This window comes from Stakelama pacifica, from assembly GCF_004361835.1.
Taxonomy (GTDB): Bacteria; Pseudomonadota; Alphaproteobacteria; order Sphingomonadales; family Sphingomonadaceae; genus Sphingomonas; species Sphingomonas pacifica.
On sequence record NZ_SNWD01000017.1, the window covers coordinates 37,472 to 63,625 of the forward strand.

Consider the following 26,154-nt stretch of genomic DNA (forward strand, 5'->3'; position numbering starts at 1 on the left):
TCGACTTACGTCATCGCGAGCAGCGCAACGTCACTTCGCGCCTCGCGATGACAAAGCTTACCCGCCCAGCATTTCTTCGACCCATGCCGGAACCAGCGTCCCTGCGGGTCCCATCCGGCTGTCGTCGAACAACAGGCTGCCCTCGCTAGCCTCCAGATTGAGTTCGAGCGTCTCTGCGCCATAATGGCGGGCAAGCTGGACAAACCCCGCCGCCGGATAGACCGCGCCCGACGTGCCGATCGAAACGAACAGGTCGCACCCGGACAGCGCCGCCTCGATCCGCTCCATCTTTCGCGGAATCTCGCCAAAGAAGACGATATCGGGGCGCAGCGCCGCGGCGCCGCAGCGCGGGCATTCGCTCCCCGGCGGAAGCGGTCCCCGCCATTCGTTGCGCGCACCGCATCCGGTGCACAATGCCGATAACAATTCGCCATGCATGTGCAGCATGCGCGCCGCCCCTGCCCGCTCGTGCAGATCATCGACATTCTGCGTCACGATCAGCAATTCGCCCGGCCATTCGCGGTCGAGCCGCGCCAGCGCGTGATGCGCGGCATTGGGCTCCACCCCGGCGAGCGCCTCGCGCCGCAGGTCGTAAAAGCGGTGCACCGTTTCCGGATCGCGCGCCAGCGCCTCAGGCGTGCAGACATCCTCGACACGATGCCCTTCCCACAGCCCGCCGGGGCCGCGAAAGGTCGCAACGCCGCTTTCGGCCGAGATACCCGCACCGGTCAGGATGACGATGTTCCGAACAGTCATGGCGCACAGCATAACGCTGGAAAAGCCGAGCGGAAGGCCTGTAAGCGCCACGGCAATTCTGCAACAAGGGCGGTGATGAGGGAGAAAGCCATGACGCGCATCGGCATTTTGGGGAGCGAAGGGCGGATGGGCCGCGCCATCGCCGCTGCGATCGCGGAGAGCGACGCAAGCCATGCGGGCGGCGTGGATGCCAGCGGCGATGCGATGACGCTTGCCGAACGCTGCGATGTGCTCGTCGATTTTACCGCTCCGGCGGCGCTCTCCGCCAATCTGGACGCGGCCGAGGCGAAGGGGTGCGCGATCGTTATCGGCACCACCGGGCTTTCGGCGGACGACCATGCGCGGATCGATGCGGCGGCGAAACGTATCGCGGTCCTGCAAACCGGCAATACCTCGCTCGGCGTCGTCATGCTCTGCGCGCTGGTGGAAAAAGCAGCGGCGGCGCTTGGCAAGGACTGGGACGTCGAAATCGCCGAGATGCACCATCGGATGAAGGTCGACGCGCCTTCGGGCACCGCGCTGATGCTGGGCGAGGCAGCGGCAAAGGGGCATGGAGATTCGCTCGATGCCGTCCGCGTGTCGGGCCGCGATGGTCATACCGGCGCGCGCGAAACCGGCACGATCGGCTTTTCGGCGCTGCGCGGCGGTACCGTCGCGGGCGATCATATGGTGGTGTTTGCCGGAGAGGGCGAGCGGATCGAGCTTACCCACCGTGCCGAGGACCGGGCGATCTTCGCGCGCGGCGCGGTTCGTGCGGCGTTGTGGCTGCATGATCGTGTGCCGGGTCGCTACACGATGAATCAGGTGCTGGGGATGTGAAGAAAGCCGACGTCATCGAATTTTACGCCCGACTGGCCGAGGAAAATCCGCACCCCGAAACCGAGCTGGAATCGGTCAATGATTACACGCTGCTCGTCGCGGTGGTGCTATCGGCACAGGCGACCGATGCGGGCGTGAACCGCGCCACCCGCGCGCTTTTCGCCGAAGTCGACAGCCCCGAAAAGATGGTCGCGCTGGGCGAAGCGGGCCTCAAAGAGCATATCAAGACGATCGGCCTGTTCAATTCCAAGGCAAAGAACGTCATCGCGCTTTCCGAAGCGCTGATCGCGCATCACGACAGCAAGGTGCCCGAGGATCGCGAGGCGCTGGAGGCACTTCCCGGGGTCGGGCGCAAAACGGCGAATGTCGTGCTCAACACCGCGTTCGGGCACGAGACCTTCGCGGTCGACACGCATATCTTTCGCGTCGGCAACCGCACCGGTCTTGCCCCCGGCAAGACAGTGCTGACGGTCGAGAAAAAGCTCGACAAGGCCACGCCGCAGCCCTTTCGCCTGCACGCGCATCACTGGCTTATCCTGCACGGCCGCTATGTGTGCAAGGCGCGCAAGCCCGAATGCTGGCGGTGCATCGTATCGGACCTTTGCGCGTTCAGGGACAAGACACCCGCGCCCCGGCAAAAGGGCGAATCACCACGGGAGACGTGAGCCATGCACCGCATTTCTTCGATCCTGATCGCCACCGGCGCACTCGCCACGCTCGCCGGCTGCGCAGCAACGCCCGAACAGCGCGCGCTCGACGAACAGCGCGCCGCCGCGAATGTGCCCGCCGCCACGCCGGTGGGGAAGCCGGTCAGCTGTATCCAGACCAGCCGGATTCGCGATACAGATGTGCGCAATGACAGCGTGATCGATTTTGAGATGAACGGCGGCAAAGTGTATCGCAACCGCCTGCCTTATGCCTGCGGCCAGCTCGGGTTCGAAAAGCGATTCCTGTATCAGACGCAGATCGGCCAGCTCTGCTCGGTCGATACGATCACCGTCCTCTACGCCAGCCCGCCCGGCCGCGGTGCGACGTGCCAGCTCGGCGAGTTTCAGGAAGTGAAGCTTGCCAAGCGGTAAAGCACTGGCGCGATCCGAAATGGAATGCTAAGCGCCCTTCCCACGCACCCGTAGCTCAGCTGGATAGAGCGCTGCCCTCCGAAGGCTTACGTCCGACGCGAGAGCAACGATTTTATACCGGATTTGCGCGGGTTTAGGAAGGCAGAAGAAAGGAAGGACGAAAAAACTCACCAAAATCTCACCGTGATCGGACAGCCGAATTTGATCATGGATTGACGTTTTTCGGCGCAAATCTTACGGCTTTTACGCCTTACGCACCCATAGCTCAGCTGGATAGAGCGCTGCCCTCCGAAGGCAGAGGCCAGAGGTTCGAATCCTCTTGGGTGCGCCAAAACTCTCCAAGAAAATCAGTAGGTTGAGAGGATTTCCACCTCTCCCGTCAGTTCTCCCGCTAAACCGAAAACTCACCAGCTTTGGTGTTTCCAACTCCATAAGCCCTTCGATTTCCGCCAGAAACGATCCGGTCCTTTCTCACCACACGAAATTGAGTGTGAGGGGAAAGCCTTCCCCTGACCGGGAGCCCATAGGTCTCCCGCTACCCCTTCGAGCGGGGGCACCCCGCAACGCCCCGCTCGGCCCTCCGCGCCGATGGGTAAATCCGCATCGGCGGATTTGCGTCTTTCCGTAATTGCGGAGATCGGGCCAGGGAGTTCGCCGTCCCGATCGCGTGTGTTTGTGGCTCTCCCCGTCGGTGGGGTGGGCGGCGCTTCCCTCTAGGCCCGCCGCGCCGGGGCACAACGCGCTTTCGCGCTTACCTCCTCTATCGTTCCGGCCCTGCGGGTGCGCTCCGGCTCTGCCGGCGGGCCTTCGGTTCGCTCTTTCACCGCCCGCCCCATTCCGGGGTGAGTGTGTGCTGAAGGAGAAGTGCGATGAACGCTGTTATCGAAACCACCGCTGCCGAGCCTGTGTCGGGCGTCGAGATCTTAGTGCCTTTGAACAAGCTCAAGAAGTCCCCGCGCAATGCGCGCAAGGTGCCGCATGGGGAAAGCGCCATCGAGGCACTGGCCGCATCCATCGCGCACAAGGGACTGATCCAGAACCTTGTCGTGGAACCCGAAGTGAAGGAGGACGGGACGCCGACCGGCTCCTATTTCGTCACCGCTGGCGAAGGCCGCAGGCAGGCGATGCTGTCGTGTGCCAAGCGCCGGAAGATGAAGAAATCGGATCTGGTGCGCTGCTGGCTCGATACCGAAAACGACCCGTCCGAAATCAGTCTGGACGAGAACGTAACTCGCACCTCCATGCACCCCGCCGATCAGTTCGAGCGGTTCCGCGAGCTTTCCGAAACCAAAGGCTGGGGCGCACAAGAGATCGGGGCGAGGTTCGGCGTGTCCGCCCATGTGGTGAAGCAGCGGCTTCGCCTTGGCGCTGTCAGTCCCAAACTGTTGCAGGTGTATCGTGAGGATGGGCTGACGCTGGACCAGCTGATGGCCTTTGCCATTACCGAGGACCATGAACGGCAGGAACAGGTGTTCGAGAGCCTGTATCATAACCGCGAGCCGTGGATTATCCGGCGCGATCTGACCGCCGCCAATGTTCCCGGTCATGATCGCCGGGCGATCCTCGTGGGCGAAGCAGCCTATGAGGAAGCGGGCGGCACGATCATCCGCGACCTATTCGCCGATGAAGGCGGCGGCTATTTCGAGGATGCGGGTTTGCTCGACATGCTTGCCATCGAGAAGCTGCGCGAAATTGCCGTCGAAGTGCAGGCTGAGGGTTGGAAATGGGCCGAGGCGCATATCGACTTTCCCCATGCCCACGGCATGCGGCGTTTCTATCCTGAACCCGTTGCCCTGTCCGATGAGGACGAGAAGCGGTTGGAAGCGGCATCTGCCGAATATGAGCAGCTTGTCGAGGGCTACGATAGCTATGACGAAATGCCCGAAGACGTGGCCGCGCAGGTAGAGGCGCTGGACGCGGAGATCGACGCGATTTCCGACAAGCGTCATACTTATGATGTCGAACTGATCGCGCATGGCGGCGTGTTCGTGGTGCTCAACCATGATGGCACGGTCAGGATCGAGCGCGGTTTCGTTCGAGCCGAGGATGAGGCGCTGGCCGATCCGAAGCCCGAAGGTGAAGCCATCGACCCGGAGACGGTCGAGGATGAGCAGGCCGAAGGTGATGAGGATGTGCAGGAAATGGAGGATGAGGACGAGGAAGTCGGCAAGCCGATTTCCGATGCCTTGACCCGCGACTTGTCCGCGCACCGAACGCTTGCCCTTCGCGTCGCGCTTGGCGAGCGGCCCGACATGGCGGTGATCGCGCTCACCCACACGCTGACCTCGCAACTGTTCTACAGCTATGCCGAGGCCGGTTGCCTTGAGTTTCGTCCGACCGTAACCCCGCGTGGCAGTCATGCGGACGGGATCGAGGATACGCCGCTGGCAGCGAAGGCAAACGCCGCGCATGAGGCATGGGCCGAACGGATGCCGCGTGATGTGGCGGCCCTGTGGGCGTTCACCGTCGCTCTGGACGATGAGGACCGGATGGCGCTGCTGGCGTATTGCGTGGCCTGCACCGTCAATGCGCTGCGTCTGCCGTGGGATCGCAAGCCCCGGTCGCTGCAAACCGCCGACAGGCTGGCAAGCGCGCTGTCGCTCGACATGGCGAAGGACTGGACGCCCACCGTGGACAGCTATCTTGGCCGTGTCACCAAGGCGCAAATCCTTGAAGCCGTGAGCGATGGCGTGTCGGAGGACGCCGCGCGCCGGATCGCGGACATGAAGAAGCAGGACATGACGCAGGCCGCCGAGCAGCTTCTGGCCGGGACCGGATGGCTCCCAGCGATCCTGCGGACGCCAGAGGCGGAAGTTGAACAGCCGTCTGACGTGGAGGTTTCCGAAGCGCACGCAGAGGACGGCGAGGACTTCTACGCCGTTGCGGCCGAATAGCGGCATGAAGCTGGGGCCGCATAAGCGGTCCCGGCTTCCATTCACCGCCTGCTGAAAATTGCGGCCGCGCCAGATGGGGCGCGGCCGTATTGTTATGCGTCGGATCGACGCCGCTGAGAATTTACCCGGCTCGGCAGTTCAAATCGAACGGGGACCAAGCAGGATAATGGCCGCTCCAACAAGACAGATCGAGGCACCGGTAATATCCCATCGATCAGGACGCAGCCCTTCAATCGCCCACAGCCAGCCCAGCGAGGCCGCAATATAGACGCCGCCATAGGCAGCATAGGTGCGTCCCGCCGCATCGCTGTCCACCAGGGTCAACAGCCACGCGAACAGGGCGAGCGAGATCATCCCGGGGACGAGCCAAAAAGGTGATCTGCCGAGCCGCAGCCATGCCCAGAAGGAGAAGCAACCTGCGATCTCGGCCAAGGCTGCGCCGAGATAGGCGAACGGTGTGAGGTTCACAGGGTCTCTCCTGAAGTGGCAGGCGGTGCAAGCGCCTCGATGATCCGGCAATCCCCGACCGTGCCGCCCTCACAGGAGTCGAGCAATGCGGACAGCTCGCTCCGAAGCGCAGTCAGATCGACGATCTTGCGCTCGACCTCAGCAAGGTGATCGCGGGCCAGCGCATCGACCGTGGCGCAGTCGCGTGTCCGATCGTCCGATAGCGACAGCAGCGCCCGCACCTGGTGGAGCGGGAAGCCGAGATCGCGCGCGCGGCGGATGAATGAGAGCCGGCCCAGTTCCGCCTTACCATAGGAGCGATAATTGCCCGAAGTCCGTTCGGGCTTCGCAAGCAATCCGATCCGCTCATAATAGCGGATCGTCTCGACCTTGGTCCCCGTCGCCTTGCCCAGTTCGCCGATCGTGAACGCCATGCCCTTGACCCTGTAGTTCCTACAGGGTGCATATAGGCCGTCGCATCGACAGAATCGAGGTGACGGATATGGCAGGCGGATGCTGCGGCGGTTGCGAAACGACCGTACCGACCAAGGACAAGGCATGGCGGCGGGTGCTGTGGATCGTGCTGGCCATCAATGCCGGTATGTTCGGCGTCGAGATGATGGCGGGCCTCGCAGCGCATTCGGCATCGCTCAAGGCCGACGCGCTCGACTTTCTCGGGGATGCGGCCAACTATGCGGTCAGTCTGGGCGTTGCCGGCATGGCACTGCAATGGCGCGCTCGGGCCGCATGGCTCAAGGGCGCCTCGCTGCTCCTGCTCGGCCTGTGGATTCTCGGCAGCACCGTATGGATGGCGCTTGCCGGCACGCTTCCAAAGGCGGAGACGATGGGCATTATCGGCGTGCTGGCGTTCATCGCCAATCTTGCTTGCGCGATCATGCTGTGGCGGCACCGCGACGGCGACGCCAACCGCAGGTCGGTATGGATCTGCTCGCGCAATGACGCGATCGGCAATGTGGCCGTGGTCGCCGCCGCGCTCGGCGTGTTCGGCACGGGTACCGCTTGGCCTGACATCGCCGTTGCCATGATCCTCGCCAGTCTTGGTGTCAGTGGCGGATGGCAGATCGTCCGGCAGGCGCGGTCCGAATTGCGGGGACTTTCGGGAAGTAGGGCACGCGCGGCCACCTGAGGCGCTCAATTTGCCCTTGTGTGGTATGGAGAGCGTTCCGTTCGACAGGCGCCGAAACACCTGCGCCTGTAGCGTAGCGATTCCGACCGCGTGTCTGTCATCTCTGTTCCCTGCCGTCAGGACCAAACTCACACCGCCTCTCTCATGGCTGGTCTGACCGGAGACGGCTTCGCCCGATCGGCTATGCCGCAATGGCGGGTGCGCCGCTTTTTTCCGCCGCCTGTCAGCTTTGCATCGCGAAACAAAAAAGCGGCTTGCCACCATCCTCCGCTTCGCTGCGGTCCCTTTGGGATGCGCCGCCGATCGCTCCGGTCCTTTCAACCGCCATCGAGGCCGCGATGGGCGCGGTCCGAGCAACACGAAAGGAACCACGACATGGCTACCATCGGCACCTTCACCGCCAACGACAATGGCGAACTGGGCGGCACCGTCAGGACGCTCACCCTCAACACCCAGGCAATTCTCCGCCCCGTCGACAAGGACGGTGAGAAATCCCCGGACTTCCGCGTCAGCGCCGGCGATCTCGACATCGGCGCCGCCTGGAAGAAGACCAGTCGCGAAGGCCGCGACTATATCTCGGTCAAGCTGGACGATCCGAGCTTTCCGGCTCCCGTCTATGCCACGCTGTCCGAGACTGACACCGTCGGCGAATACGCCCTCATCTGGTCGCGCTGACGGCCACCAGCGCCCCGCCCGAACGGGCGGGGCGCATCGGTCATGGGATGGATCGATCGGCTTTCATCTTGCGGTGATCGCCATCGACCGCTGATACTTGCGAGTGGATCGCAATAAGCGGTATGAGGGGAAAGCGCAGAAAGGACAGATCGATGACCCGCCACTTCCCGCCGCCAAGCCTCGACGATGCCTCGCATCGTTCATCGCTGGTCGATGCAGCACGGTGCTGGCGCAATGCGCGTGACACAGGCCAATCTGTCCAACCCTGTCTCTACACGATTCTTGCTTCCCAGAATTGCGAGATAATTGCTCCAGTGTCCGATAGCCTGATGCACCTGTGCGAAGATGCTCTCGGCCGACCGGTGGCTGTCGGTGAAGCACTGCCTGGTGACGAGCATCTGCTGCTCGGACCGATCGACGGATCGAAACCGCGCCGCTCCGCTAGGCCCCTGTTTTGACGGGTCCGTAAAGGTCCACTGGGATCGACCGCAACCTCGATATCCAGCCGACCATAATGGTCCGGCCCGGCGCGCCCGTGCGTGTGCTGGTGACGCGCGATCTCATGCCCGCGCCCTGGCGCCTACAAGGAACCTGATATGGCCGATTTCAAGCTCGCCAAGCTGCCCGACGGTACGCCCGTAAAGCTTTCGATCACGATCACCCCCTACCTCCAGTCGGCCTTGCAGGACTACGCGGCTGTCTATGCCAAGGCCTACGGTGTCGAAGAACCCGTGGCCCAACTCATCCCGGCAATGCTGGCGGGGTTTCTTGAAAGCGATCGGACCTTTGCGCGTAGCCGGGCGGCCCGCAAGTGAGCGAAGCCGAACATCTTATTTATCGCCCGATTAGGCTCAACGAAGTGAAGCGTCGTGTCGGATTGGGCAAGTCGATGATCTATCGGCTGCTTCAGGAAGGAAAGTTCCCGGCGCCCTACAAGATCTCTCCATTCGCCTCGCGCTGGAGCGATCGCGAAGTGACCGCCTGGACCGACGAGGTGAAGGACGGGTTCGAAGGAAAGCGGCGTCGGTTTTGACCGCGCGGCGCACCGCGTCAGGACGTTTTCGTCCCGGCGCAGTCCCGATAACCGCGAAAGCCCAGCTCATCTTTCGCGCCCGGCAGTGCGATCACCATTTCAGCACCGGGGAGACCGTTGTCGCTCTTATCCTCCGCGGCGGGTCGCAGCCGGATGCGCAGGTCGCCGTCGGCGAAGTGGCCCTCAGCGACGCGACCGAGCCGCACGAGTTTGTCGTTGAGCTTCACATAGCCGAGGCCATTGGCACGGTCTTCGAAGAAGGACGGATAGGCGACTCCTGTGAGGCGGATCACGCAATTGCCGGCAAGACCCCCGAGACTGGCGACATCGGCCTCGTTCATGGTCTCGGGCTGGATCGCGCCGGTCGCTATCCCCGAGAGGGCTTCGGCGGCGCTCGCCGTCGGAGCGGCGGTCGGCGCCGGATCGACCTGCGCCTCGCGATCGTTACCGGGCGCGGTGTTCTGGTTGCAGGCACCAAGCAGCAGGGCAGTGCCGAGCGCAAGGGGAGTGAGCGAGCGGGTCATTGGGCGTTCTCCGATTGCGGGGCGGCGGGTACGGGGGCGAGCTCTTCGGGCAGGCGCTCGGTGCTGCGCACTCCGTTCGCTTCGATGTCGGCGATAAGATATTTCATTTCGGCAATCTCGCGCCGCTGCGCGACGATGATGTCCTTGGCCAACTCGCGGACGCGCGGATCGCGCAGATGCGCTCGCTCGCTGGTCATGATCGCAATCGAGTGATGCGGGATCATCGCCTTCATATATTCGGTGTCGTTCACGGTGGTCTGGCTGCGCACCAGCCACAGCGCCACCGCGAACACCAGCGCAGCCACTCCGAGAATTATCCAGTTCTTGGTCTTGTTCTTGTACATGCCCCACATAAAAAGGAGCATGACGACCATCATCATCGCGCCCATCACGAATGCCATCCAGAAGCGCGTCTCGCTCCAGAAGACGTGATCGATGCTGAAGGTGTTGGCGTACATCAGCACGAACATGATCGCGGTCGAGGTGCCGATCATGGCCATGAAGCGCCAATAGTTGCCCCCGCCCTGATGGTGTTGCTGGCTATCCGACATGCATCACTCCTTTTGTTTCTTCATTGTCGAGAACACGAACTGCGCGGTGCAGCTGATCAGCAGGAAACCGGTGAGGGATTCGATCCCCGCCAGCGCGCGCAGGTGCCCGGTGGGATAGATGTCCCCGAGGCCGAGCGTCGTGATGTTGATGAGCGAGAAATAGAACAGGTCCATCGCGCTCATCGCAGGCTCCTTGTCGAACCCCCCGATCCCGATCGCTGCGCCGCCGGCGAAGCCGATCGCAAAGAGACCGGTGACGAGCAGGTGGCTGGCGAGCACGATGAGATAGGCAAGGCTGAGCCGCAGGGAACCGATCGAGGGAGGCTGAACGGTCAGCCTCGCCAGGCCGATCATGCCAAGGTGCAACCACAGGGCTGCAAGAAACAATACAATACCGATGATTATCGCAGACGGTATGGCTCCATCTCCCTTCTGTGGACTTCCATTCCTAACTTGTTTCGCGCTCGCGCCGTTCCCCGCGGCGCAAGAAGAAATGCTCACCTGCAAAGACCAGAACGATGCCAATTGCCGCGTAGAGCACGACCATCGGGTCGCTCTTGAGCTTCACCCACGAAAAGGCGGCAAGGACCACGCCGTCGGCAGCCATGGCCGCGAGCAGGATTGCCCCCCGTGCCCCCACATCGCGGCGCAGGTGCCGGAAGACACCCCAATGTACCAGCATGTCCATGACCAGGTAGAAGAAGGCCCCTAGTGCGGCGATGCGGGTCAGGTCGAAGAGCACCGCGAGCGTTCCAGCCATGACCACGGTGTAGACCAGGAGGTGACTGCGCAGGCTGCCCTTCATCCCGAAATGGCTGTGCGGAATGAGCTTCATTTCGGTCAGCATCGTCAGCATGCGCGAGACCGCGAACACGCTTGCCACGACGCCCGATGCCGTGGCCGTGACCGCGATCACCACCGTGAACCAGAATCCCGCAGGTCCGAGCGCCGGCTCGGCGGCCGCGGCCAGCGAATAATCGCGGGCCTCGACGATCCGTTCGATGCTGAGGCTGGAACCGACGGCCACCGCGACGAGGAGATAGGTCACCACGCAGATGCCGATCGCGATCATGATCGTGCGTCCGACATTGCGGTGCGGGTCGACGATCTCGCCGCCACTGTTGGTGATGGTCGTAAATCCCTTGAAGGCGAGGATCGAGAAGGCGATCGAGGCGACAAAGCCCATGCCTTTGAAACCCGTTGCGGGCTCGCCAAAGGCGCCGCCGCTGAAGCCACTGGCCCACAGGGCAGCAATTGCGAAGATCGCGATGCCGCCGATCTTGATCGCGGACATGACGAGCGACGCGGTACTCACCGAGCGGTTGCCAGCCGCGTTTACGAGATAGGCGAACACGATGAGGGCCAGGGCCAGAACCGAAAGCAACAGCCCGTTGGTCTCCTCGCCGAACGGCCGCAGCGCGTAGGTCGCGAATGTTCGAGCCACCAGGCTTTCGTTGATGACCATCGACAGCGCCATCAGCACCGAAGCCGAGCCGGCGATGGTACCGGGGCCGTAAGCCTTTTGCAGGATCATCGCGATGCCGCCCGAGGAAGGCCAGGCGTCCGACATCTTGACGTAGCTGTAGGCGGCAAGCGCGGTGACAAACGCGCCCGCGATAAACGAAAGCGGGAATAGCGGGCCGGCGAGTTCGGCGATCTGGCCTGTCAGGGCAAAGATACCGGCGCCGATCATGACGCCGGTCCCCATCGCGACCGCACCGCTCAGCGAGATGCTGCCTTGCTGCTCGGCGCCCTCATGCGCCCGGTGGGCGCTGGAATGATCGTGTTCGCCGGTCACAGCCGCGCCGTGCGCAGGCGGAGCGAGTTCAGCACTACCGAGATCGAGGACAAGCTCATCGCAAAGGCGGCGAACATTGGACTGATGAGCAGCCCCATCGCCGGGTAAAGCACGCCTGCCGCGACCGGCACACCCGCGGCATTGTAGATCAGCGCGAAGAACAGGTTCTGGCGGATGTTCCCCATCGTCGCCTGCGCCAGCCGCCGGGCGCGCACGATCCCGTCGAGGTTGCCCTTTACCAGGGTGATTCCGGCACTCTCGATGGCAACGTCTGCACCAGTCCCCATGGCGATCCCGACATCGGCCTGAGCGAGCGCGGGAGCATCGTTCACGCCGTCACCCGCCATGGCAACCTTTGCGCCTTGCCCCTGCAGTTCGCGAATGATCCGCGCCTTGTCTTCGGGCAGCACGTCGGCGCGGATTTCGTCGATCCCGAGCCGGGCCGCAACGGCCTTGGCAGTACGTTCGTTGTCGCCCGTAGCCATGATGATCCGCAAGCCCAGTTCGTGCAGTGCCTTGAGAGCGTCGGGCGTGGTCTTCTTCACCGGATCGGCAACGCTGACGAGTCCGGCGAGCTCGCCATCGAGCGCAACGAACATGACGGTCTCGCCCTGATCGCGTCGCGCATTGGCCTTGTCGACCAGATCGCCGCCGGCGAGACCCATGTCTTCGAGCAGGACCTTGTTGCCGAGCGCTACCGCCCGGCCATCGACCGTCCCTTTGACACCCTTGCCCGTGACAGCCTCGAAGTCGCTCGCATCCGCGAGAGGCAAATCGCGCTCTTGCGCGCCGGTCACGATAGCCTCGGCAAGCGGGTGTTCCGAACCGCGCTCAAGCGAGGCCGCGAGCCGCAGCACCTCGTCTTCGCCGTCCGGGCCCGAGGCCATGACTGCAACCAGGCGGGGCTTGCCTTCGGTCAGCGTCCCGGTTTTGTCGACGATCAGCGTGTCGATCTTCTCGAAGCGTTCCAACGCCTCGGCGTTCTTGATCAGCACGCCCGCCTGCGCGCCGCGCCCGGTTGCGGTCATGATCGACATTGGTGTCGCCAAGCCGAGGGCGCAGGGGCAGGCGATGATAAGAACGGAAACGGCGGCGACCAGTGCATAGGCGAGCGCGGGCGAAGGACCGAACATGGCCCAGCCGATAAAGGCGAGGCCCGCAACTCCCATCACCGCCGGAACGAACCAGCCCGCGACCTTGTCGGCATATTTCTGGATCGGCGCGCGCGACCGCTGGGCAGCGGCGACCATGTCGACGATCTGCGCCAGCATGGTGTCAGCGCCGACCCGCCTGGCCTCCATTACGAGGCTTCCGGTTCCGTTGATCGTTGCGCCAGTGAGCGTATCGCCGGCGGTTTTCTCGACCGGCACGGGCTCACCGGTGATCATGCTTTCATCGACCGAAGACCGCCCATCGACGACCACGCCATCGACCGGCACCTTGTCGCCGGGGCGCACGCGCAAGCGATCGCCGACCGCGATCTCTTCCAGCGGGACCTCTTCTTCGCGCCCGTCTTCGCCGATCCGCGTGGCCGATTTCGCCGCGAGGTCCAGCAGGGCGCGGATCGCCTTGCCGGTCCCTTCGCGCGCGCGTAGTTCCATGACTTGGCCGAGCAGAACCAGAACGACGATGACCGCCGCAGCCTCGAAATAGACGCCGACATGGCCTTCGGCGCTGCGAAAGCCCGCCGGAAAGATGCCGGGTGCGAGGACTGCCACGACGCTGAAAAGATAAGCGGCTGCAACGCCCATCGCGATGAGCGAGAACATGTTGAGGTTTCGCGTCCGGAAAGAATTCCAGCCGCGCACCATGAACGGCCAACCGCACCACAGCACGACCGGCGCGCCGAGCGCGAATTCGATCCACATTGCGGTCCGCTCGCCCAATCCCTCGCGCAGCGCGCCGAGCCCGACCAGCGGCCCCATGGTCAGTACCAAGAGCGGCAGCGCCAGCACTGCGCCAATCCAGAACCGCCGGGTGAAATCGATTAGTTCCGGATTGGGGCCATCCTCCATCATCGCGGCGGTTTCGAGTTCGAGCCCCATGCCGCATATCGGACAGGAACCCGGATGGGTCTGGCGCACCTGTGGATGCATCGGACAGGTATAGACCGGTCCCGCATAATCGGACGGAACGTGGTTATAGCGCCCGTCATCCGGCGCGGCTTCGGCGGCGTGACCGGAGCAATTGGCGTGTCCGTGACTGCCGGACTGACCCGCTTCACCCTCAGGAACGAGATGCATGCCGCATTTAGGGCATTCTCCCGGACCTTCCTGGCGTATCTCGGGATGCATCGGACAGTTGAATGTGATCATGGGCGGCGCACTCTCTCGGATCTCTCGGCCCTATTTGGGCGCTTGCGGCGGGTGTTGGTCGTGAGCGGGTTGGCCCTGCGGGCTTCCGCCATGATCCATGTGCGGCTGATCCATCATCCGGCAAATCATCTTGCCGTCCTCGCCCTTGACCATCATGCCCTGCATTTTCGTGCCGTTATGCATCATCTCGCAAGTCTGTGGCGTCTCCGCGGGCGGCGCAGCCTGGTCGGTCTGGGCTTCGCCGGCCCAAGCCGGCCCCGCGAGCAAAGTGCCCGCGACGAAAACGATCAGCCTGTTCACACGAATTCTCCTTGTTTCATTCAATTGTAGCTACTGAAAACCGTGCGTCCGGCCTTGCCGAAGGCAATCACCTGATAGGGCTGGGTGCGTCCGCCCATTTCCATGCCCGGCGATCCCACCGGCATTCCGGCAACCGCCAGCCCTTCGACGCCTTCGCGGCGCTCGCTTAGAAGTCGCGCGACGTCGGCGGCGGGCACGTGGCCCTCGATGACGTAGCCCTCGACGATCATGGTATGGCACGAGCGCAGGTCGCCAGGCACGCCGTGGCGGTCCTTGACAGCGGCCATGTCGGCGCTGTCCCGCACGTCGATTTCGGCGTTCATTCCCTCACGGACATGCGTCGCCCAGGCTTCGCAGCACCCGCAACTGGGATCGCGCAGCATGGTGTAGCTTGCCGCCTGGGCGGCACCGGAACAGGCCGCGAGCGCGAGCAGCATTGCGATACTGAGCGTCTTTCGCAGCGACCGTTTGCGTAAATTTGTCATAAACTTGCGTCCTTCCGCCTATCGAATTCCGAGATGGTTGGGGCCGAAGACCATTTCGCCGCCGAGATAGCCCTGCGCGACGAGCGCGACGGCCAAGACTGCCAGCGCAAGACGTAGGCCCGCGCGGCTACGCGAACGAAACGCGAGCCATGCCGCACCCAGCGCGACGCCGGCGATCGCGGTTCCGTTCCAGCGATGAAGCGCTAGCGTTTCCGATCGGTCGGAAAGCCGCCACCCGGCCGCGAACCAGCCGAGCAGGGCGGCGATCGCAGCACCTCCTGCTCCACCGGCGACAAGAAACCGCACCGTCGTCTCCAGCGCCAGCGAAGGACGCAAAATAAGCAGCAACTCGGCGAGAGCCGCCATCAGCAGCAGAGCGATCGGGAAGTGAGCCGCTATGGGATGAAGCCGGCCGAGAACGTCACCCGCCGAACTGGCGCGGTTCTCCGCCACGGCTGCCGCCAGTGCCTGTTCGGGGGTCAGGTGCCCGGCGAATGCCTCTTGCGGACCATGGTCATCAATCCCGTGCGACGCTTCTTCCATGGCAGCGTGCTCGCCCGCGGCGTCATGGCTTTCCATCTGCGCCATCTCGGCGTCGCTCCTGTCCTCCTTGTGGCCCTCGTGAGCACTGACGATGGCAGGCATGGCAAGCACGAGGGCGGCCAGCGGAACGAAGATTTGCCGGAGCGGGGTCGATCGGTTCATGCTCCTGTTACGCCGCCGCTTCGCGCACCCCTCACAATTTTTTCGAGGGGCGGTACCGAACGCAGCGTATAGGAAGGGTGCAAGCAGGAACGAGGCACGATGCGAGACGAACACAGACTGGATAAGGCGCTGGCCCGGCTCGGGCCGGGCAGCGGCGGGGCAATCCCGGAGGACTTCATGGACGGCGTATGGGTCCGCGCCGGCCGATTGGAAGAAGTGTCCGCGCGGCGGACCCGCCTGGCGCTCTTTGCCGCGATGGCCTTTATCGGGCTAGGTGCCGGGGTCGGCACGACGCAGGCCCCGGCCAATGCCGAGCCGGCGGGTTACCAGCTGGTCGAGGGCGCCGATCTGTCTCCGGCCGCCCTGCTCCACGTCGAACCATGAAGGTCGGTGGATTGCAGCTGCTGCTGGCGGTCCTGCTGGCCCTGATCGCAGGCTGCATCGGCGCCTTTGCGGCAAGCGAGTGGCGCGAGACCAGCCATCCGCAGACGCTGCACGAATTCGTCCACGAAGAACTCGACCTCGATGCCGCGCAAAACGCCAGGCTCGATCAGCTCGAGGCCCGCTTCGCCGTCGAACGCAAGGAACTCGACCTGTCGCTGCGCGCGGCCAACGCCCGGCTCGCATCCGCGATGGAGGAGGAACACGATTACGGCCCCAAGGTCGCGGCGGCGATCGACGATGTCCATGCGCGCATGGGGGATTTGCAAAAGGCCACCGTCCGGCACGTATTCGCGATGCGCATGCTGCTCGATCCGGCGCAGCAGCAGCGCTTCGACCGTCAGGTCGCCTCTTCGCTCACCGGCGAACCCGGCGAATGAACGGCGGTGCAGGGGCAGCACGACACGGATGAACAGGGCTTGGTTGAGGACGTCCGGTCGGGAAGCCGGACGGCATTCGGACGGCTCGTCGAGCCGCACCTTCCGCGCCTGCTCGGCCTTGCCCGACGCATGCTTGGCTCGAGCGAGGAGGCGGAGGACGCCGTCCAGACCGCTCTCGCTTCGACCTGGGTCGCACGCGCAAAGCTGGACCCCGCCCAACCGGTGGCGGCCTATCTCACGACCGTGACGCTCAACAAGTGCCGTGACCGGTTGCGGCGACGCAAGGCGGCCCGCTTCCTGAGCTTCGGGCTCTTCGACATGGACCTGCCGGTTGCTGCCGGCACCCCCGACGCGGAAACCGAAATCGGTGATCGGCAGACCCTCGAAAGCGTGTCCCGCGCGATCGAGCGTCTGCCGGTCAAGCTGCGCGAGGCGCTGGTTCTCGTGACCATCGATGGCCGGAGCCAGCGCGAGGCGGCCGAACTTCTTGGCGTGACCGAAAAGACGATCGAGACACGCATTTACCGCGCGCGCCAGCGCCTGCGCGAAAAGCTCGATTTTGTTTGAGGGGTGATGGCCCTGCCGGCGTAAGCGAGAGTATGAGAATTTCCTCCCGCAGCGACAGGTTCGCGATCGACCGCCGCAAATTTCTGACCCGCAGCGCAGGAGCAGCGAGCCTGCTCGGGCTTGGCCACACCCTACCTGCATGGGCGCGTGGGAGCCGCAGCGGGACCGTAGCGTACAAGGGCAGCGACGTCCTCTCCGGCGAGCATATGACGATGTCGGTCGCGGATGCGAGCTTCGCCACGGGCAGCCGACACGGCCCGGCGGTAACGGTGAACGGGACGCTTCCCGGTCCCCTGCTACGGCTGCGCGAGGGCCAGAACCTCGTTGTCGACCTTGAGAACAGCAGCTCGATGGGGACCTCGATCCACTGGCACGGCCTGCTCGTGCCGTTTCTCATGGACGGCGTGCCCGGCGTTACGATGGCGGCGGTCGAGCCGGGCGAACGCTTCCGCTACCAATTTCCGATCCGTCAGTCGGGCACCTACTGGTGGCACGCGCACACGCTGCAGGAACCGATGGGCCATTACGGCCCGATCATCATCGATCCGGCAGGGGGCGATCCGCATCAGGTCGATCGCGACTATGTCGTGATGCTCTCCGACTGGTCGCCGATGGACCCGCATACGCTGATCAAAAAGCTGAAGGTGGGCGAGGCGCCGTTCAACTTCCAGAAGACAACCGCGACCGACGACTATCCGCTGTCAGGCGCGGATCGCCGGATGTGGGCGCGCATGCGGATGATGCCGACCGACATCGCCGACGTCTCCGCGCCGCTCTACAGCTACCTCCTCAACGGCCACGGCCCCGAGGACGGACTGGAATTCGCATTCAACCCCGGTGAGCGGGTGCGGCTGCGATTCATCAACGGTTCGGCGATGACGTTCTTCAATGTGCGCATTCCCGGCCTGCCGATGACGGTCATCGCTGCCGACGGGCAGGATGTTCGCCCGGTCGAAGTGGACGAATTCCAGATCGGCAACGCCGAAACCTATGACGTCATCGTTGAGCCGACCGGTATGGATGCGTTCACGATTGTCGCGGAGGCAATGGACCGCTCAGGCATGGGGCTTGCCATGCTGACAAGTCGCGCTGGCGCGCGCGCTGCAGTTCCTGCGCTGCGCGATCCACCGCTTTTGACGATGGCGGACATGGGGATGAACCATGGCTCGTCTGCGGGAGCGATGGACCATGGTGCGATGGCCGGCATGGATCACGGTTCGTCCGATTTCATGGAAGGTTCGATGGACATGGGCTCGATGTCGATGCGCCACATCTCCCTGCTTCCGCCCAGCGTAAAGGTCGGCCCCGGCATCGACATGGTCTCGATGAACCCCGTCGACCGCATGGGCGATCCCGGCATCGGTCTGACCGAGGTTGACCACCGCGTCCTCAACTACAAGCAACTCGTCGCCGCGAAGATGAACCCGGACATGCGCCGGCCGACGCGGCTCAAGGAAATCCATCTGACCGGCAACATGGAACGCTACATGTGGTCCTTCGACGGCCAGAAGTTTTCCGCCGTCACGGACGATCCGATCCGCTTCGCCTTCAACGAGCGTGTGCGGGTGAAACTGGTCAACGACACGATGATGGCGCACCCGATCCACCTGCACGGGCATTTCTTCGAGCTGGTGAACGATGCGCCCCACGGGCATCAGCCGCTCAAGCACACGGTCATCGTCCAGCCGGGCGGCAGCGCACAGTTCGACCTGACGGCGAACGAACCCGGCGACTGGGCGTTTCACTGCCACCTCATCTACCACATGCATAGTGGCATGTTTCAGGTCGTGACGGTCCGCCCGCTGCAGGGAGGAGAAGGCTGATGCGTGCTGCAACGCCGTTCCTCTGTGCGCTCGCGCTAGTCCCCGGCACCGCAATCGCGCAGGATCACCAGCATGGGGCGCAGCGTCCAACTGAAAGCGCCGCCGCCGCTCCTGCAGAGGCCCCGGCGGCCTCTTCCGCCCGCGAAGATGCCATGGATCATGGCACGATGGACCATTCCCAAATGGACCATTCAGCGATGGATCACGAAGCCATGGATCCCGCTGCGATGGACCATTCCGGCATGGATCACTCTTCGATGGAAAGCAATGCGCCGATCCCTCAGGGGCCGCCGCCACCCGAGGCTTTCGAGGGTCCGGCATTCGCCGCCGACGCCTTCGTGGGGGCTGAGAAAATGGCTGCATCGCGCGCTTCGGTCGTTCGCGAAGTGAGCGGCATGCCGGTATTCTGGTTCCAGGCAGACCGCGCCGAATTGCGCGTGCGAGATGGCAAGGACGGCTACCTTTGGGACGTCCAAGGCTATTACGGCGGTGACCTCGACAAATTCTGGTTCAAGAGCGAAGGGGAAGGGAGTTTCGGCGAGAAACCCGAAGCGGCCGAAGTACAAGGCCTGTGGAGCCACGCGATCGGTCCCTGGTGGGACTTGCAGGCAGGCGTTCGGCAAGACCTGACCGGCCCCGAGCGCACATATGCAGTCGTCGGCGTGCAAGGGCTCGCGCCTTACCTCTTCGAACTCGATGCCGCAGCCTTTCTCTCGATGAAAGGCGATCTCACCGCCCGCATCGAGGCGGAACTCGACCAGCGGATTACGCAACGCGTGATTCTGCAGCCGCGCGTTGAGCTCAACCTCTCAGCGCAGGATGTTCCCGAACTTGGCATAGGCGCCGGGCTCGACTCCGCGGAGGCGGGCCTTCGCCTACGCTATGAATTCGCCCGCGAATTTGCGCCCTATATCGGCGTCGAGCAGGAATGGAAGGTCGGCAGGAGCGCGGACTATGCACGTGTCCACAGCGAGGATCTAAGCGTAACAAACTACGTGATCGGTGTGCGCTTCTGGTTCTGATCTGTGAAGACGATAGCGTGTGAGTCTGGGGCAGTGCAAGCAGCGCCAGCAGCAGGTTTCCCGCGTTGAGCGCGGCCGCCGCGATGAAGGGCCGCGACGTCCAATCTTCGCCGAGCAATCCGCCAAGCATCGGTCCGATGCTGAAGCCCGTGGCGAACATGGCGCCCATCACACCGAACCGGCGCGCGCGCTGCTCGCCGGGCGTGATGTCGGTGAGATAGGCCGTGGCGACCGACACGTTGGTGTTGGTCAATCCGGGCACGGCCTGGCTGAACATCAACATCCAGAGCTGCGGCGCCAGCGCCATAACGACAAAGTTGATCGCCACGCCCGCCAGCGAAACGAGCAGGACCGGCCGTCGCCCGAACCGGTCGCTCAGGGCGCCGAGTACGGGCGCGAACACGAACCGCATAGAGCGCGGCCGTCCAAGCACCAACTCATCTGGTCGCGCTGACCGGCGCACCAGGACGGCGCCCCGCCGATGGCGGTGCGCCTTCCTGCCGTTCCAGTGGGTGGCGATAACAAGATAGACGGCCCGTTTGGTCCGGCGCCGATCATCGGGTTGCTTGGGGTGCTGCCCCCAGCGCCCTTCGGAGCGGCTTCCGCCCAGCTTCCTCCACGCGCGAGCGCGTTCCGTGCAGCCGGTTCCCCGCGAAGCCGCCCGCTCCGGTTGCACCCCCGGTCTCGCCGACGGGCAGGGTTTCAGCGCGGCAGTACCGCTCGCGCGGAAACCCAAGTGGAAGGAAAGACCCATGAGCATCCACCATCTCGCCACCCGGTTCGGCCGCAATGCCCATCAGATCAGCGGGCGCGATCCGCTCGACAACGAGGCGCTCTATCGCCACGTCCCATCCATTTTCGCCAACGAAGCGCATGACAGCCGTTCGCAGCGCTATGTCTATGTTCCGACCATCGACATCGTGGAGGGGCTGCGCCGGGAAGGCTGGTTCCCGTTCTTCGCCGTCCAGTCGGTCCCCCGCGATGGCAGCCGCCACGGCCACGCCAAGCACATGCTGCGCCTGCGCCGGGATGACGGCATCGGCAAGCCCGAGGCCGCTGAAGTCATTATCGTCAACAGCCATGACGGGACCAGCGCTTACCAGATGTTCGCCGGAATGCTGCGCTTCGTCTGCACCAATTCCATGATCGCGGGCGAGCGGTTTGAGGAAGTCCGCGTGCCGCACAAGGGCAATATCCAGCATGACATTATCGAGGGTGTTTACACGGTAGCGGAGGACTTCCCCCGTCTGATCGACGCCAGCGAGAACATGAAGGAAGTGCGGCTTTCCGAAGACGAGCGCCGCTTGCTCGGCGAAGTCAGCCTTGTCGCCCGCTATGGCGAGGATGAAAGCCCGATCCGGCCCGAACAGATTATCGAGCCGCGCCGCCGTGAGGATAGGGACCCGAGCCTCTGGACCACGTTCAACGTCATTCAGGAGAATGTCATTCGGGGCGGCTTGCAGGGCCGCAAGCGCAATGCCGAAGGGCGTATGCGTCGCAGCCGCTCGCGGCCGATCAACGGCATCGACCAGAATGTCACCCTCAACCGGGCGCTCTGGACGCTGGCCGAGGGGATGCAGCGCCTCAAATCCGCCTGATCGCGGCGCCGAAGGGCCGGTTCCGGCCCTTCGGGTTCCCCGACTGCACAGGCTACCAACCCGGCCGGCTGCCGGTCGAAGCGGACGGGCTCGCCGGGCGTTTGCCCGGCTCGCGTTTTAATGTTCCGAATGGCTCACAAGGATTTGATAAATGAGGGTCAGACCTGATCGTCGGGCTGCACCAAATCGACATGACTCACGTCGAGAGCCTGGGCCAGCTCATACAGCGTGATTACGGTTGGATTCCTTTTGCCGCGTTCAAGGCTGCTCAGATATTGCTGACTGAAGCCGGACCGCGCTTCCACCTCTTCCTGGGTCAGCCCCCTGTCTCGGCGCAAACGCGCGAAGTTCCGGCCAACCAATTTGCGCATATCCATGCGCTGCAGGATCGTGATTTACATACTTTGAGTTTATCAACTATAGTATGTAAGCGACCTTCGCTGTGTTGGTGTCCGTCAGGTTGGCCAACCACGACTGCTTGCATGTATCACCGCTGAGACGCCCCAGCCGAAGGACAAAGGCGAGACCGAGCTTATCCCCAAATCATCATGTTGCGATAGCGAATACGGGAGGATTGCTTCGGTCCATTCCGGTGTATGTTTGGTAAATCTGCACAAGCCGGGATCGGGGGCGAGGCAAAGAGGTAAGCGATGGGAATAACCGCCTTCGACGATCATGCCCCGGACGCGCCCCACGTCACGCCTTACGACGAACGCCACCATCACACCTATTGGCGGCTGCTCGATGCTGCCGAGGAAAAGGCCGACTGGCAGGAGGTGGTTCGCATCATCTTCGGCATAGACCCAGCCGCCGAACCGGGCCGCGCGAAGACGGTCCATGACACTCATCTCGCTCGCGCTCGCTGGATGTGTGAGCGTGGTTATCGCCACTATTTGCAGCCCTGATCCAATCCATCAAATCCGCGGCGCGCGCCGTTATTCTCCTCTGCGGCTGTCTTAACTCCGCTATGTACCTGAGCGCGCGGCGGAACTTCCCCGCCACAGGCTGCCCGGAGAACATCTCTCTTCGCGCTCCGCTGAGGGCCATGCTTGGGAGGGGCCTATGCCGCCTGAGAGGGACTGGCGCGCGCCCCCGGACGAAGCCGGGAGCGATGCGCTTGCATATTCCGACATCGCCCTCGGCTATCTCAGCCGCAACCCGACCTACCGCGCCGACTACACCCGCGCGCTAAGGCGTGTGAAGCGCGGGACGATCACCGCTGACGACGCCACTACCAGACTGGTGCGTCGCTGGGGCATCAGCTTCCATGCGGAACCGGCGGCGGCCTTCGATCGCAAGCTGGCGGTCGCCAGACCGGACCTGTCGCCGACGAATATTGTCCTGGCCCCGGCGCCGACCGACATCGGCGCGACACAGATCATCGACGAAAAGCAGCTCGGCACAATCCGCGCGCGGATGCGGATCGAAAAATATCTGCACGTCATTCTCGCCGATTCCGATGGCGACGAGCACATCTGGATCGCGGGCGCGCTGGACGGCCCATTGGCAATGATGCTGCCCATTGAGGCCGATCCGTTCGCGCGTCTTGCTGCGGCCGAGCGGCTTTGCCGCCGCCTCAACGGCATGGCGGCGGGACCGCCGACGTTGCGGCCGCCACCCTTTCGGCGCCTGCACCTGCTCACGCTGCTGCAGGTGCTCGACGGCCTGCAGGCGGGCGCCACGCAGCGGGAGCTGGCCGCATCGCTCATTCACCAGAAGGTTCGCCGTTACAACGCCGCGGACTGGGTTGAAAGCAGGGAACGCAAGCGCGTCCGCCGCTGGATCGCCGAAGCCGTCGAGCTGCGCGACGGCGGCTATGTCCGCCTGCTGCGTGGCGGCTGAGGGGACGTTTTCACGCCCTCCGGCGATGTCCCTTCTTTAGACAGCGGTCATTTCGCCATCATCGCCTCCTGACCGCCGGCCTGCCTTTCGGGTGCCGGCCATCCTCAGGAGGATCACCATGACCGAACCTGTGGCCGTGACCACCCCGCGCTACCTCAAGACGCCCGACGCGGCGATCCACCTTGGCCTGTCGGCCCGGACGCTGGAAAAACACCGCTGCTTCGGCACCGGCCCGGTGTTTCGCAAGCTCGGCGGCCGCATCGTCTATGCGATCGACGACCTAGAAGCCTGGGCGGCGCTGGGCACCCGTCGCTCGACCTCCGACACTGGCACCGGCGTGGTCCATCCCGCCAAGCGCCAGCCCACCGATTGCGTCCGGCGCTGACAGGTCCATGCAGGCTGCACGTTCCCATTCCGGGCGAACCAGCGCTGAGCGGACGCAGCTTGAGCTGTTCCGCTCCGTCCCCGGCGACCTTGCCGCGCGCGACGCTCAGGACCTGATGTCGTGGCCTTTCTTCAGCCTGGCCAAGACCAGACGGCAGGCGCCGATCGACTTTCGGATGGGCGCCACATGGATCTCGGTCGAGGCCGTCCCCGAGCATGGCATGGCGACGATCTGGGATGCCGACGTGCTCATCTGGGCTGCCAGTCAGCTCGTTTCCGCGCGGGATGCAGGACGGCCGACCTCGCGCCTTATGGTGACGACGCCACACGAGATACTGGCATTCACCCGGCGCGGCACCGGTAAGGCGAGCTATGAGCGGCTGAAAGCCGCGCTCGACCGGCTGCAATCCACCACCGTCGCGACCTCGATCCGCCAGGAGCACCAGCGTCGGCGCCATCGCTTCTCATGGATCAACGAGTGGCGCGAACTGGCGGACGGCAACGGCCGGGCGCTGGGCATCGAACTGATCCTGCCCGACTGGTTCTATGCCGGCGTGCTCGATCGCGCGCTCGTTCTGACGATCGATCGCTCCTATTTCGACCTGACGGGTGGTCTCGAACGCTGGCTCTACCGCATCGTGCGCAAGCACGGCGGACGGCAGGCCGGTGGCTGGAGCTTCGACGTCCCGCACCTTCATCTCAAGTCGGGCGTGCTCTCGCCGCTGCGCCGCTTCGCGTTCGAGCTTCGCGCCATCGTCGCCCGCCAGCCACTACCCGGTTACGTCCTCGCGCTTGAACATGCGCTCGGCCGCGACCGGCTGAATTTCACACCGGTTCCGGTCGATCCGTTCGATGCCGCCATGCGCCGTGTCGGTCTCAAGCCTGTGGAGAACCGGCCATGAGACACGGACTATCAGGAACGCCCGGAGTCGGACGATCAGGAACGCGAAACACGGACTATCGGGAACATTTCTTTCCCGAAAACCCGCAGAAATCCGCGCGGAATCAGCCCCTCTCTAACTATCCTAATAGAAAAGAATCCTTCGGATTCTTGCTAACGGCGCGCGCGGCTGTGGAAGACACGGCGCCGTTCGGCCAGCGGCCCGCCCGCCGCCATCGCGCCGCGTCCAGCACGACGCTTATCCCCGGAGACAAAAGATGACCGACGACCGGCCCCTGGCTGGCCGCCCGAGCGGCGCGTTCCGCGCGTTCGCCCGCGACGGGCTCACCCATGTCGAGCTGACCTGGATCGAGAAGAAACTGGAGCATTGGATACGCTTCGGTCGCATCGCGGAGGATCGCATCCTGACACGCCGAACGCGCGTAGTCGGCTTCCGGCCGGGCGCAGTCTTCGCCTTCGTTCGCTGGGCTTCCAATGACTTCGGAACGATCGTCTCGCGTATCGACGTGGTGCGCGCGGTAGCGGCGAACGAGCCCTACACGACGCTGCCCTTCGTGCGGCCGGGCGGCGATATCCTGCTCAAGATCGAAGGCTGGCCGAAGGTCCAACAGGTACTAGCCGCGATCGATGCAGTGGAGGCAGCCAGCGTCGATCCATGTGATGCCGCGCCCGACCACTGGCGGCATGTCCACCAGCGCATCGCTGCCGGACAACAGCCACGGCTCTACACGGCCGAGCGCCATACCGCCTGGCTCAAGCGCCGGGAGATTGAAGGATGACCCGCCGCCGCTACGCCCTGGCAACGGCCATCGCCGCATCGGCTTTCGCGGTCTCGTTCGTCGCAGTCACCGTCGTCCATCCGCGGCCACGTCTCGTCTGGAACGCCAGCGCCAGTGCGCCGATCGGTCTCTACCGCATCCAGCCCGACCGTGATCCGCCCACGGGCGCGCTGGTCGCTGCAATGCCGCCCGCCGGACTCGCGCGCTGGCTCGCTGCGCGCGGCTATCTGCCGGCCGGACTGCCGCTGCTCAAACACATCGCGGCCAAGGCCGGACAACGCATCTGCCGGCACGGTGCCGTGGTGAGTATCGACGCGCGTCCCGTCGTCATTGCTCGTGCGCGCGACGGCCGAGGCCGTCCGCTGCCGGTTTGGCGAGGCTGTCACACGCTGCAAGCCGGCGAGTTGCTGCTGCTCAATCCGGCGGTCCCGGACAGTCTGGACGGCCGCTACTTCGGCCCGCTGCCGGCCTCGGCCGTCATTGGACGCGCCCTGCCGCTGCAGCTCAGCCCACCTCCGCAACGCCTTCACACGTCAAGCCCGAAGGAGACTGACCATGCCCGTGAACGTCTTTGAGCCGACCGACAACGGCTATGCCGGTCGCATCCGGCTGTTTGCGATCGACGAAACGATCCTGCTCGTTCCAGCCGAACCGAGCGACGCCGAGGACGCGGCCGACTACCGCATCCATCTCGACGATGCGGACGGTCCGATCGTCGGTTTCGCCCGCAAGCGCACCAGCGAACGGGCGGGCGACTACATCGCGCTGGAGATCGAAAGCCCGCTCTTTCCGCGTTGGCTCAAGCCCAAGCTGTTTCGCGCGGATGCCGAGGTCCGGACGTTCCGGCTGTCGTGGCGCCACCCGCGATCGAGCCAGGACCGGAGCTGAT

33 protein-coding genes, 1 tRNA gene and 1 pseudogene are annotated in these 26,154 nt (G+C 64.1%); 22 read left to right on the forward strand and 13 right to left on the reverse strand.

The window, feature by feature from the left end; all coding sequences use genetic code 11:
- Nucleotides 1–57 precede the first annotated feature (57 nt).
- Entirely contained in the window at nucleotides 58–756 is a 699-nt protein-coding gene (locus EV664_RS17250; RefSeq protein WP_133496967.1) for an NAD-dependent deacylase, read from the reverse strand.
- A 90-nt stretch (nucleotides 757–846) separates the two neighbouring features.
- On the opposite strand from EV664_RS17250, the gene dapB reads away from it, so the two are divergent.
- The 5 genes from dapB to EV664_RS17275 all read left to right on the forward strand — a co-directional run bounded on the left by dapB (nucleotide 847) and on the right by EV664_RS17275 (nucleotide 5,548).
- Nucleotides 847–1,575: a 4-hydroxy-tetrahydrodipicolinate reductase gene (gene dapB / locus EV664_RS17255; RefSeq protein ID WP_133496968.1), complete on the forward strand. Its 729-nt coding sequence runs from the start codon at nucleotides 847–849 to the stop codon at nucleotides 1,573–1,575.
- Nucleotides 1,572–2,240, forward strand: a complete 669-nt coding sequence (gene nth / locus EV664_RS17260; RefSeq protein ID WP_133496969.1) for an endonuclease III — start codon at nucleotides 1,572–1,574, stop codon at nucleotides 2,238–2,240. The genes dapB and nth overlap by 4 nt, the downstream gene beginning before the upstream one ends.
- Before the next feature lie 3 nt (nucleotides 2,241–2,243).
- Entirely contained in the window at nucleotides 2,244–2,654 is a 411-nt protein-coding gene (locus tag EV664_RS17265; RefSeq protein ID WP_133496970.1) for a DUF6491 family protein, read from the forward strand.
- Between the two features lie 254 nt (nucleotides 2,655–2,908).
- Nucleotides 2,909–2,985: transfer RNA gene (locus EV664_RS17270), tRNA-Arg, on the forward strand.
- Nucleotides 2,986–3,523: 538 nt separating this feature from the next.
- Nucleotides 3,524–5,548, forward strand: a complete 2,025-nt coding sequence (locus tag EV664_RS17275) for a ParB/RepB/Spo0J family partition protein (protein ID WP_133496971.1) — start codon at nucleotides 3,524–3,526, stop codon at nucleotides 5,546–5,548.
- A 138-nt stretch (nucleotides 5,549–5,686) separates the two neighbouring features.
- Here the strand turns inward: EV664_RS17275 and EV664_RS17280 are convergent, their stop codons facing one another.
- Both EV664_RS17280 and EV664_RS17285 read right to left on the reverse strand, forming a co-directional pair.
- A complete protein-coding gene (locus tag EV664_RS17280; protein WP_133496972.1) occupies nucleotides 5,687–6,016 on the reverse strand; it encodes a YnfA family protein in 330 nt (109 codons plus the stop codon).
- Nucleotides 6,013–6,429 carry a MerR family transcriptional regulator gene (locus EV664_RS17285; RefSeq protein WP_133496973.1) on the reverse strand — a complete coding sequence of 139 codons (417 nt, stop codon included), beginning with the start codon at nucleotides 6,427–6,429 and terminating at the stop codon, nucleotides 6,013–6,015. The genes EV664_RS17280 and EV664_RS17285 overlap by 4 nt, the downstream gene beginning before the upstream one ends.
- A gap of 68 nt (nucleotides 6,430–6,497) precedes the next feature.
- Here EV664_RS17285 and EV664_RS17290 point away from each other — a divergent pair, with 68 nt between their 5' ends.
- From EV664_RS17290 to EV664_RS17310, 4 genes are all read left to right on the forward strand, one after another.
- Nucleotides 6,498–7,142, forward strand: coding sequence for a cation efflux transmembrane domain-containing protein (locus tag EV664_RS17290; protein WP_133497003.1), 645 nt, complete (start codon nucleotides 6,498–6,500; stop codon nucleotides 7,140–7,142).
- Between the two features lie 375 nt (nucleotides 7,143–7,517).
- A complete protein-coding gene (locus tag EV664_RS17295; RefSeq protein ID WP_133496974.1) occupies nucleotides 7,518–7,817 on the forward strand; it encodes a DUF736 domain-containing protein in 300 nt (99 codons plus the stop codon).
- A 596-nt stretch (nucleotides 7,818–8,413) separates the two neighbouring features.
- A complete protein-coding gene (locus EV664_RS17305) occupies nucleotides 8,414–8,632 on the forward strand; it encodes a DUF2274 domain-containing protein (protein ID WP_133496975.1) in 219 nt (72 codons plus the stop codon).
- Nucleotides 8,629–8,850: a helix-turn-helix transcriptional regulator gene (locus EV664_RS17310; RefSeq protein ID WP_133496976.1), complete on the forward strand. Its 222-nt coding sequence runs from the start codon at nucleotides 8,629–8,631 to the stop codon at nucleotides 8,848–8,850. The genes EV664_RS17305 and EV664_RS17310 overlap by 4 nt, the downstream gene beginning before the upstream one ends.
- Nucleotides 8,851–8,867: 17 nt before the next feature.
- Here the strand turns inward: EV664_RS17310 and EV664_RS17315 are convergent, their stop codons facing one another.
- The 8 genes from EV664_RS17315 to EV664_RS17350 all read right to left on the reverse strand — a co-directional run bounded on the left by EV664_RS17315 (nucleotide 8,868) and on the right by EV664_RS17350 (nucleotide 15,528).
- Complete coding sequence (locus EV664_RS17315; RefSeq protein ID WP_133496977.1) at nucleotides 8,868–9,374, reverse strand: DUF6692 family protein; 507 nt, start codon at nucleotides 9,372–9,374, stop codon at nucleotides 8,868–8,870.
- Complete coding sequence (locus EV664_RS17320) at nucleotides 9,371–9,925, reverse strand: DUF305 domain-containing protein (RefSeq protein ID WP_229668340.1); 555 nt, start codon at nucleotides 9,923–9,925, stop codon at nucleotides 9,371–9,373. Before EV664_RS17320 ends, EV664_RS17315 begins: the two co-directional genes overlap by 4 nt.
- A 3-nt stretch (nucleotides 9,926–9,928) precedes the next feature.
- On the reverse strand, nucleotides 9,929–10,279 hold the full coding sequence (locus EV664_RS17325; RefSeq protein ID WP_188656458.1) for a potassium channel family protein: 351 nt from the start codon (nucleotides 10,277–10,279) through the stop codon (nucleotides 9,929–9,931).
- 94 nt (nucleotides 10,280–10,373) lie between these two features.
- Nucleotides 10,374–11,723 (reverse strand): APC family permease, encoded by a 1,350-nt coding sequence (locus tag EV664_RS17330; RefSeq protein WP_133496978.1) that lies wholly within the window; start codon nucleotides 11,721–11,723, stop codon nucleotides 10,374–10,376.
- On the reverse strand, nucleotides 11,720–14,038 hold the full coding sequence (locus EV664_RS17335) for a copper-transporting P-type ATPase (protein WP_188656459.1): 2,319 nt from the start codon (nucleotides 14,036–14,038) through the stop codon (nucleotides 11,720–11,722). Before EV664_RS17335 ends, EV664_RS17330 begins: the two co-directional genes overlap by 4 nt.
- A gap of 30 nt (nucleotides 14,039–14,068) precedes the next feature.
- Nucleotides 14,069–14,338 carry a hypothetical protein gene (locus EV664_RS17340; RefSeq protein WP_133496980.1) on the reverse strand — a complete coding sequence of 90 codons (270 nt, stop codon included), beginning with the start codon at nucleotides 14,336–14,338 and terminating at the stop codon, nucleotides 14,069–14,071.
- Nucleotides 14,339–14,358: 20 nt separating this feature from the next.
- Nucleotides 14,359–14,775, reverse strand: a complete 417-nt coding sequence (locus tag EV664_RS17345; RefSeq protein ID WP_229668341.1) for a DUF411 domain-containing protein — start codon at nucleotides 14,773–14,775, stop codon at nucleotides 14,359–14,361.
- 66 nt (nucleotides 14,776–14,841) lie between these two features.
- Nucleotides 14,842–15,528 carry a DUF2231 domain-containing protein gene (locus EV664_RS17350; RefSeq protein ID WP_133496982.1) on the reverse strand — a complete coding sequence of 229 codons (687 nt, stop codon included), beginning with the start codon at nucleotides 15,526–15,528 and terminating at the stop codon, nucleotides 14,842–14,844.
- A gap of 99 nt (nucleotides 15,529–15,627) precedes the next feature.
- On the opposite strand from EV664_RS17350, the gene EV664_RS17355 reads away from it, so the two are divergent.
- From EV664_RS17355 to EV664_RS19560, 5 genes are read left to right on the forward strand one after another with little or no spacing between them, the layout of a single operon-like run.
- On the forward strand, nucleotides 15,628–15,912 hold the full coding sequence (locus tag EV664_RS17355) for a hypothetical protein (protein WP_133496983.1): 285 nt from the start codon (nucleotides 15,628–15,630) through the stop codon (nucleotides 15,910–15,912).
- Nucleotides 15,909–16,349: a periplasmic heavy metal sensor gene (locus EV664_RS17360; protein ID WP_133496984.1), complete on the forward strand. Its 441-nt coding sequence runs from the start codon at nucleotides 15,909–15,911 to the stop codon at nucleotides 16,347–16,349. The genes EV664_RS17355 and EV664_RS17360 overlap by 4 nt, the downstream gene beginning before the upstream one ends.
- 6 nt (nucleotides 16,350–16,355) lie before the next feature.
- Nucleotides 16,356–16,916, forward strand: a complete 561-nt coding sequence (locus EV664_RS17365; protein ID WP_133496985.1) for an RNA polymerase sigma factor — start codon at nucleotides 16,356–16,358, stop codon at nucleotides 16,914–16,916.
- A gap of 32 nt (nucleotides 16,917–16,948) precedes the next feature.
- On the forward strand, nucleotides 16,949–18,739 hold the full coding sequence (locus EV664_RS17370; protein WP_133496986.1) for a copper resistance system multicopper oxidase: 1,791 nt from the start codon (nucleotides 16,949–16,951) through the stop codon (nucleotides 18,737–18,739).
- Nucleotides 18,739–19,761 (forward strand): copper resistance protein B, encoded by a 1,023-nt coding sequence (locus EV664_RS19560; protein WP_373287532.1) that lies wholly within the window; start codon nucleotides 18,739–18,741, stop codon nucleotides 19,759–19,761. The genes EV664_RS17370 and EV664_RS19560 overlap by 1 nt, the downstream gene beginning before the upstream one ends.
- 25 nt (nucleotides 19,762–19,786) lie before the next feature.
- Here the strand turns inward: EV664_RS19560 and EV664_RS19735 are convergent.
- Nucleotides 19,787–20,521: pseudogene (locus EV664_RS19735) on the reverse strand (MFS transporter); the annotation flags it as partial.
- Between EV664_RS19735 and EV664_RS17380 the strand changes: the two are divergent.
- Nucleotides 20,514–21,359 carry a DUF932 domain-containing protein gene (locus EV664_RS17380; RefSeq protein WP_133496987.1) on the forward strand — a complete coding sequence of 282 codons (846 nt, stop codon included), beginning with the start codon at nucleotides 20,514–20,516 and terminating at the stop codon, nucleotides 21,357–21,359. The pseudogene EV664_RS19735 and the gene EV664_RS17380 sit on opposite strands and share 8 nt — an antisense overlap.
- A 158-nt stretch (nucleotides 21,360–21,517) precedes the next feature.
- On the opposite strand, the gene EV664_RS17385 is transcribed toward EV664_RS17380, so the two are convergent.
- Complete coding sequence (locus EV664_RS17385; protein ID WP_133496988.1) at nucleotides 21,518–21,736, reverse strand: helix-turn-helix domain-containing protein; 219 nt, start codon at nucleotides 21,734–21,736, stop codon at nucleotides 21,518–21,520.
- Between the two features lie 273 nt (nucleotides 21,737–22,009).
- Here EV664_RS17385 and EV664_RS17390 point away from each other — a divergent pair, with 273 nt between their 5' ends.
- From EV664_RS17390 to EV664_RS17425, 7 genes are all read left to right on the forward strand, one after another.
- Nucleotides 22,010–22,264 carry a DNA -binding domain-containing protein gene (locus tag EV664_RS17390; protein WP_133496989.1) on the forward strand — a complete coding sequence of 85 codons (255 nt, stop codon included), beginning with the start codon at nucleotides 22,010–22,012 and terminating at the stop codon, nucleotides 22,262–22,264.
- Nucleotides 22,265–22,421: 157 nt separating this feature from the next.
- Nucleotides 22,422–23,201, forward strand: coding sequence for a DUF2285 domain-containing protein (locus EV664_RS17395; RefSeq protein ID WP_133496990.1), 780 nt, complete (start codon nucleotides 22,422–22,424; stop codon nucleotides 23,199–23,201).
- 118 nt (nucleotides 23,202–23,319) lie between these two features.
- Nucleotides 23,320–23,586: a helix-turn-helix transcriptional regulator gene (locus tag EV664_RS17400; RefSeq protein WP_133496991.1), complete on the forward strand. Its 267-nt coding sequence runs from the start codon at nucleotides 23,320–23,322 to the stop codon at nucleotides 23,584–23,586.
- A gap of 7 nt (nucleotides 23,587–23,593) precedes the next feature.
- Nucleotides 23,594–24,487 (forward strand): replication initiator protein A, encoded by an 894-nt coding sequence (locus EV664_RS17405; protein ID WP_133496992.1) that lies wholly within the window; start codon nucleotides 23,594–23,596, stop codon nucleotides 24,485–24,487.
- 256 nt (nucleotides 24,488–24,743) lie between these two features.
- Complete coding sequence (locus EV664_RS17415) at nucleotides 24,744–25,265, forward strand: DUF2840 domain-containing protein (protein WP_133496993.1); 522 nt, start codon at nucleotides 24,744–24,746, stop codon at nucleotides 25,263–25,265.
- Nucleotides 25,262–25,840: a S26 family signal peptidase gene (locus tag EV664_RS17420; protein ID WP_133496994.1), complete on the forward strand. Its 579-nt coding sequence runs from the start codon at nucleotides 25,262–25,264 to the stop codon at nucleotides 25,838–25,840. The genes EV664_RS17415 and EV664_RS17420 overlap by 4 nt, the downstream gene beginning before the upstream one ends.
- Complete coding sequence (locus tag EV664_RS17425; protein ID WP_133496995.1) at nucleotides 25,821–26,153, forward strand: DUF736 domain-containing protein; 333 nt, start codon at nucleotides 25,821–25,823, stop codon at nucleotides 26,151–26,153. The genes EV664_RS17420 and EV664_RS17425 overlap by 20 nt, the downstream gene beginning before the upstream one ends.
- Nucleotide 26,154: the final 1 nt, after the last annotated feature.

Coding starts and splice junctions, on each gene's coding strand:
- EV664_RS17250 (WP_133496967.1), bottom strand. CDS start 756: ATGACTGTTCGGAACATCGTCATCCTGACCGGTGCGGGTATCTCGGCC.
- dapB (WP_133496968.1), top strand. CDS start 847: ATGACGCGCATCGGCATTTTGGGGAGCGAAGGGCGGATGGGCCGCGCC.
- EV664_RS17265 (WP_133496970.1), top strand. CDS start 2,244: ATGCACCGCATTTCTTCGATCCTGATCGCCACCGGCGCACTCGCCACG.
- EV664_RS17275 (WP_133496971.1), top strand. CDS start 3,524: ATGAACGCTGTTATCGAAACCACCGCTGCCGAGCCTGTGTCGGGCGTC.
- EV664_RS17285 (WP_133496973.1), bottom strand. CDS start 6,429: ATGGCGTTCACGATCGGCGAACTGGGCAAGGCGACGGGGACCAAGGTC.
- EV664_RS17290 (WP_133497003.1), top strand. CDS start 6,498: ATGGCAGGCGGATGCTGCGGCGGTTGCGAAACGACCGTACCGACCAAG.
- EV664_RS17295 (WP_133496974.1), top strand. CDS start 7,518: ATGGCTACCATCGGCACCTTCACCGCCAACGACAATGGCGAACTGGGC.
- EV664_RS17305 (WP_133496975.1), top strand. CDS start 8,414: ATGGCCGATTTCAAGCTCGCCAAGCTGCCCGACGGTACGCCCGTAAAG.
- EV664_RS17315 (WP_133496977.1), bottom strand. CDS start 9,374: ATGACCCGCTCGCTCACTCCCCTTGCGCTCGGCACTGCCCTGCTGCTT.
- EV664_RS17320 (WP_229668340.1), bottom strand. CDS start 9,925: ATGTCGGATAGCCAGCAACACCATCAGGGCGGGGGCAACTATTGGCGC.
- EV664_RS17325 (WP_188656458.1), bottom strand. CDS start 10,279: ATGATCGGCCTGGCGAGGCTGACCGTTCAGCCTCCCTCGATCGGTTCC.
- EV664_RS17335 (WP_188656459.1), bottom strand. CDS start 14,038: ATGATCACATTCAACTGTCCGATGCATCCCGAGATACGCCAGGAAGGT.
- EV664_RS17345 (WP_229668341.1), bottom strand. CDS start 14,775: ATGCTGCTCGCGCTCGCGGCCTGTTCCGGTGCCGCCCAGGCGGCAAGC.
- EV664_RS17350 (WP_133496982.1), bottom strand. CDS start 15,528: ATGAACCGATCGACCCCGCTCCGGCAAATCTTCGTTCCGCTGGCCGCC.
- EV664_RS17355 (WP_133496983.1), top strand. CDS start 15,628: ATGCGAGACGAACACAGACTGGATAAGGCGCTGGCCCGGCTCGGGCCG.
- EV664_RS17360 (WP_133496984.1), top strand. CDS start 15,909: ATGAAGGTCGGTGGATTGCAGCTGCTGCTGGCGGTCCTGCTGGCCCTG.
- EV664_RS17370 (WP_133496986.1), top strand. CDS start 16,949: ATGAGAATTTCCTCCCGCAGCGACAGGTTCGCGATCGACCGCCGCAAA.
- EV664_RS19560 (WP_373287532.1), top strand. CDS start 18,739: ATGCGTGCTGCAACGCCGTTCCTCTGTGCGCTCGCGCTAGTCCCCGGC.
- EV664_RS17380 (WP_133496987.1), top strand. CDS start 20,514: ATGAGCATCCACCATCTCGCCACCCGGTTCGGCCGCAATGCCCATCAG.
- EV664_RS17385 (WP_133496988.1), bottom strand. CDS start 21,736: ATGGATATGCGCAAATTGGTTGGCCGGAACTTCGCGCGTTTGCGCCGA.
- EV664_RS17390 (WP_133496989.1), top strand. CDS start 22,010: ATGGGAATAACCGCCTTCGACGATCATGCCCCGGACGCGCCCCACGTC.
- EV664_RS17395 (WP_133496990.1), top strand. CDS start 22,422: ATGCCGCCTGAGAGGGACTGGCGCGCGCCCCCGGACGAAGCCGGGAGC.
- EV664_RS17400 (WP_133496991.1), top strand. CDS start 23,320: ATGACCGAACCTGTGGCCGTGACCACCCCGCGCTACCTCAAGACGCCC.
- EV664_RS17405 (WP_133496992.1), top strand. CDS start 23,594: ATGCAGGCTGCACGTTCCCATTCCGGGCGAACCAGCGCTGAGCGGACG.
- EV664_RS17415 (WP_133496993.1), top strand. CDS start 24,744: ATGACCGACGACCGGCCCCTGGCTGGCCGCCCGAGCGGCGCGTTCCGC.
- EV664_RS17420 (WP_133496994.1), top strand. CDS start 25,262: ATGACCCGCCGCCGCTACGCCCTGGCAACGGCCATCGCCGCATCGGCT.
- EV664_RS17425 (WP_133496995.1), top strand. CDS start 25,821: ATGCCCGTGAACGTCTTTGAGCCGACCGACAACGGCTATGCCGGTCGC.